Origin of the sequence: Pseudomonas sp. PA27(2017), from assembly GCF_001945445.1 — a bacterium.
Taxonomy (GTDB): Bacteria; Pseudomonadota; Gammaproteobacteria; order Pseudomonadales; family Pseudomonadaceae; genus Aquipseudomonas.
Map to the genome: position 1 here is coordinate 1 of NZ_MSXW01000050.1, position 4,200 is coordinate 4,200.

At 64.8% G+C, this 4,200-nt stretch carries 4 protein-coding genes; all 4 read left to right on the plus strand.

All coding sequences use genetic code 11. The features are described 5' to 3' along the window. Positions 1 to 500: 500 nt before the first annotated feature. The 4 genes from ccoM to BVH06_RS19015 all read left to right on the plus strand — a co-directional run bounded on the left by ccoM (position 501) and on the right by BVH06_RS19015 (position 3,858). The gene (ccoM, locus tag BVH06_RS26155) at positions 501 to 617 is read left to right on the plus strand and encodes a cytochrome c oxidase subunit CcoM (protein WP_305883381.1); all 117 of its coding nucleotides are present in this window, start codon (positions 501 to 503) and stop codon (positions 615 to 617) included. A gap of 203 nt (positions 618 to 820) precedes the next feature. Next, complete coding sequence (locus BVH06_RS19005; RefSeq protein ID WP_075935124.1) at positions 821 to 2,806, plus strand: FUSC family protein; 1,986 nt, start codon at positions 821 to 823, stop codon at positions 2,804 to 2,806. Beyond that, positions 2,793 to 2,996: a DUF1656 domain-containing protein gene (locus tag BVH06_RS19010; protein ID WP_075932084.1), complete on the plus strand. Its 204-nt coding sequence runs from the start codon at positions 2,793 to 2,795 to the stop codon at positions 2,994 to 2,996. The genes BVH06_RS19005 and BVH06_RS19010 overlap by 14 nt, the downstream gene beginning before the upstream one ends. 10 nt (positions 2,997 to 3,006) lie before the next feature. Beyond that, positions 3,007 to 3,858, plus strand: a complete 852-nt coding sequence (locus BVH06_RS19015; protein WP_075935125.1) for an efflux RND transporter periplasmic adaptor subunit — start codon at positions 3,007 to 3,009, stop codon at positions 3,856 to 3,858. Positions 3,859 to 4,200: the final 342 nt, after the last annotated feature.

Genomic DNA, 4,200 nt, shown 5'->3' on the forward strand with positions numbered 1-4,200 from the left:
GCGGCGAATCGCTCAGGCACCGCCGAAATAGGCAGTCAGGCTGCAATCGTTTCGCCCCGAGGTCGGGGCTCCCACAGGTTGGTTTGAGTGTCTGCTCCTGCCTTGTAGTTGCCGCTTCATGCGCAGATAAGACTTTGAACAGGCTCTAGGAGCCTGCGATTCGGTCACGATCTTGTAGGAGGGGCGGGCCGCGCTCCGTTTTGGCCGTGAGCCTCTTGCTCCTAAAAATAGCTCGTGGTTAAAGCCTCTCCTACCCATAACGCGCTCTGCCCACCTGCCATTTCTGCTGTTTACGCACTTATAAAAGACTGCGAACAGACGCCAACGCGGCTTTGCTGCGTACCCGTCCGCGCTGCTCCAGACCTGTCTAAATTGATGCAGATCAGTCGCTGTCTGGCGCTGAAGCTCGTGTGTGCCTGGCCGTTGACCTGGGTCAATGGCGGGCGGCGTGTGGCTGTTAACGTAGCGCCATACCCGAGCAGCAGGTGCAAGGAGGCAGCATGTTCTTAGATGTGGTGGTTCTCGCCGGTATCGGCACCGTTGGACTGATGATTCTGTTTGGCGCCGGGTTTACGTATTTCGTCTGGAAGGATGCGAACAAGAAAAAACCGCACTGAAATCCGGATTCACGAGCACGCAAGGCATTGGGGCGACTTCGGTCGCCCTTTTTTTCGTTCCCCGTTCCAGCCACGGAAACACTTAAAGGTCGCGACCCTCTGGACAGCATATACTTAGCTAGCTAATAATTTGCCTTCTGCACGGAGGCGGAACCCTTTGGCTACGGCTATGTTCAGAGCTGAGACCCTTTTAGGTAAGCACCGTGCGTGATTCCCTGCTGGCGTTCGTCGCGCCAAGCACCCAAGCCCTCCAGTTCGCGATCAAGACCCTGCTCGGCGGCGGTCTGGCACTCTGGCTCGCCCTGCGTCTGGGCCTGGAACAGCCGCAATGGGCGCTGATGACCGCCTTCATCGTCGCCCAGCCGCTGTCCGGTATGGTGGTGCAGAAAGGGCTGGCGCGCTTGCTAGGCACCCTGGTCGGCACCTTCATGGCCGTGGTGATGATGGCGCTGTTCGCGCAGATGCCACTGCTCTTCGTGCTGGCCTTCGCCCTGTGGCTGGGCCTGTGCACGGCCGCGTCGACCATGTTGCGCAGTGCCTGGTCCTACGCCTTCGTGCTGGCCGGTTACACGGTGGCGATCATTGGCCTGCCGGCCATCGGCAAACCTCAGGTGGTCTTCGATGAAGCCATCGCCCGCTCCACGGAAATCTGCCTGGGCATCGTCTGCGCCACCTTGAGCAGCGCGCTGCTGTGGCCGCAGCGGGTCGAGCGCCAATTGGCGCAGCAGGCCCGCGATGCCTGGCAGACCGGCCTCAAGGCCGCACGCCAGGCGCTGACCGGCGAGGAGGAGGCGCGTAAGGGCCTGCTCGAAGCGCTGTCGAGAATCGTCGCCGTGGACGCCCAGCGAGAACACGCCTGGTTCGAAGGCGAGCGCGGTCGCCAGCGGGCCATCGCCTTGCGCGTGCTCAGTCGCGACCTGCTGGGCGTGCTGCGCCTAGCGCGTGGCGTGGCACGCCAGTGGCGGCAATTGAACAGCCGCGAGGCCGAGGCTGTGGCGCCCTGGCTGCAGGAAGTGGACGAGCGCCTGCAGGACGATGCCGAGGACAGAACCCAGTTGATCGAGCGCCTGCGCCAGGCTGCCGGGGACGATGAGCTCAATGGCGGCCAGCAACTGTGCCTGGAGCGCATGGCCGTGCTGCTGATGCGTATCGAGGATGCCAGCCGTGCGCTGCAGGCCGTCGAACAGGGGCGGGCGCCGGCCGATGCGCCGCGGGCATTGTCCTGGCACTACGACTGGCAGAGCGCGCTGGTGTTCGGTTCACGCAGCGCCCTGGCGTTTCTGACCCTGGCGAGCTTCTGGCTGGCCACCGGCTGGACCCACGCCACCGGCGCCATGCTGTTGGCCTGCGTGGTGTGCAGCCTGTTCGCGCGACTGGAGGCGGCGCCGCAGATCGGCATGATGTTTTTGCGCGGTATTCTCTACGCGCTGCCGGTGGCGTTCTTCGTCGGGCAGATTCTGATGCCGCAGATCGACGGTTTCGTGATGCTCTGCATGGTGCTCGGCGTACCATTGTTCTTTGGCGTGCTGGGTATGGCCAAGCCGGCGGTGGCCGCCACCTCGACGGCCTTCTGCCTGCACTTCATCGTGCTCTGCCTGCCCGCGCCGGGGGTTGGCTACAACGTCGAATTCTTCCTCAACGAGGCGCCGGGCATGCTCATGGGCGTGGCCGTGGCGGTCATGGCGTTTCGCGTGATTGTGTTGCGCAACCCGGTGTGGCATGGCCGGCGCTTGGTGCATGCCGTGCTGGTCGACCTTGGCCGGCTGACACGCCGTGACCTGGGCCGCGCGGAAAACTGGTTCGGCGGGCGCATGGCCGACCGCTTGCTGCAGCTGGCGCGGCACTACCCGGCGCGTCCGGATCAGGCGCGCAGCCGCTGGGACGAAGGCGTTGCTGGCCTGGACCTGGGTGACGAGCTGCTGCACCTGCGCGCCTGTCTGGCCAAGGCCGATGCCGGCCTGGCGCGCTCGCAGCGACGGTTTCTGGAGCGCCTCGACGATGCGCTGGAGCGCGGCCCGGCGCCGGGCCGCGAGGATGACCTGAACGCCCCGGTGGCCGAGTTGCAGCAAGCCCTGCGCGCCTGCACGCCGAGCATCGACAAGCGCCTCGCCGAAGCGGCGCTGTTGCAGTTGCAGAACGGCTGGCGCCACTGGTGCCAGCTAAGAGGAGAAGCCAATGGGCTTACATGAATGGTCGCTGGGCGGCGTATTGCTGAGCCCTATGGCGGCCTACGCGGTATTGGCGCTGCTGCTCACCGGCGTGATCCGCCTGGGGCTGCAGCGCGTGGGATTGGCGCAGTGGATCTGGCACGAGGCCTTGTTCGACTGCGCCCTGTTCGTTTGCGTCCTGGCGGCGGTGATTGCCGTCCTGGCGACTTGAGGAGAAAAGCATGCGTTCGACCATTCGCGTCGGCATCACCCTGGCCATGGTGGCGGTGGCGGTTCTCGCCGGCTCGTGGATCTGGCAGCACTACATGTATTCGCCCTGGACCCGGGATGCCCGGGTGCGCGCCGATGTGGTGACCATCGCGCCGGACGTGTCCGGCTGGGTGCTCGACCTCAAGGTGCACGACAACCAGCAGGTCAAGGCTGGCGACCTGTTGATGACCATCGACCGGGACCGCTACCAGGCCGCGCTGGAAAAGGCCCAGGCCGTGGTCGACATCCGCAAGCAGCAGCTCAGCCTGCGCGAGCACGAGGCTTCCCGTCGTGCGCGCCTGGGCAGTCAGGCGATCAGCGCCGAGCTGCGTGAGAACGCGCAGATCAACGCCGAGATGGCTCGCAGTGAATACCGCGAGGCCCAGGCCGACCTGCGTATCGCCCAGCTTAATCTGGAGCGCAGCGAAGTGCGCGCGCCGCGCGACGGCCAGGTCACCAACCTGAGGCTGGCCCAGGGCAACTACGTGACGGCCGGGCAGGCGGTGATGGCTCTGGTCGATACCGGCTCGTTCTATGTGCAGGCGTATTTCGAGGAAACCAAACTGCCGCGCATACAGGTCGGTGCACCGGTGGAAATCTGGTTGATGGGCGGCGAACAGGAGATCCGCGGCGAAGTGGAAGGTATCAGTCGCGGCATCACCGACCGCAACGCCAGCCCGGACGGCCAACTGCTGGCCAACGTCGAGCCGACCTTCAACTGGGTGCGCCTGGCTCAACGTATCCCGGTGCGCATCAAGCTCGATGCGGTGCCCGAAAACGTCCAGTTGAGCGCCGGCATGACTGCCAGCGTGCGGGTGGAGTAGGGCGCTTTCTTAATTGTGGGAGGGGCTTTAGCCCCGAGCCCTTCAAGGCTTATTGGGGCTAAAGCCCCTGCCACGATTTCGTAGCCTAGGTCGAGCGTAGCGACACCCGGGACATTCCCAGGAGGCCGCTTCGCGTAACGCCAGGCTATCGATGAGGTTCGACCGCACACGCATGGTGTTCCGCCCTGTGTGGTCGCGACCCGCGGCGAATCGTGGGTACGACGCCGGTTTTGCAGCAAGGCCGCAATCATTTCGCGCCGGGTCGGCGCTCCCACACAGACAGTGGGCTGCCTGCGATTATTGTAGGAGCCGCGACCCGCGGCGAATCGTGGGTACGACGCC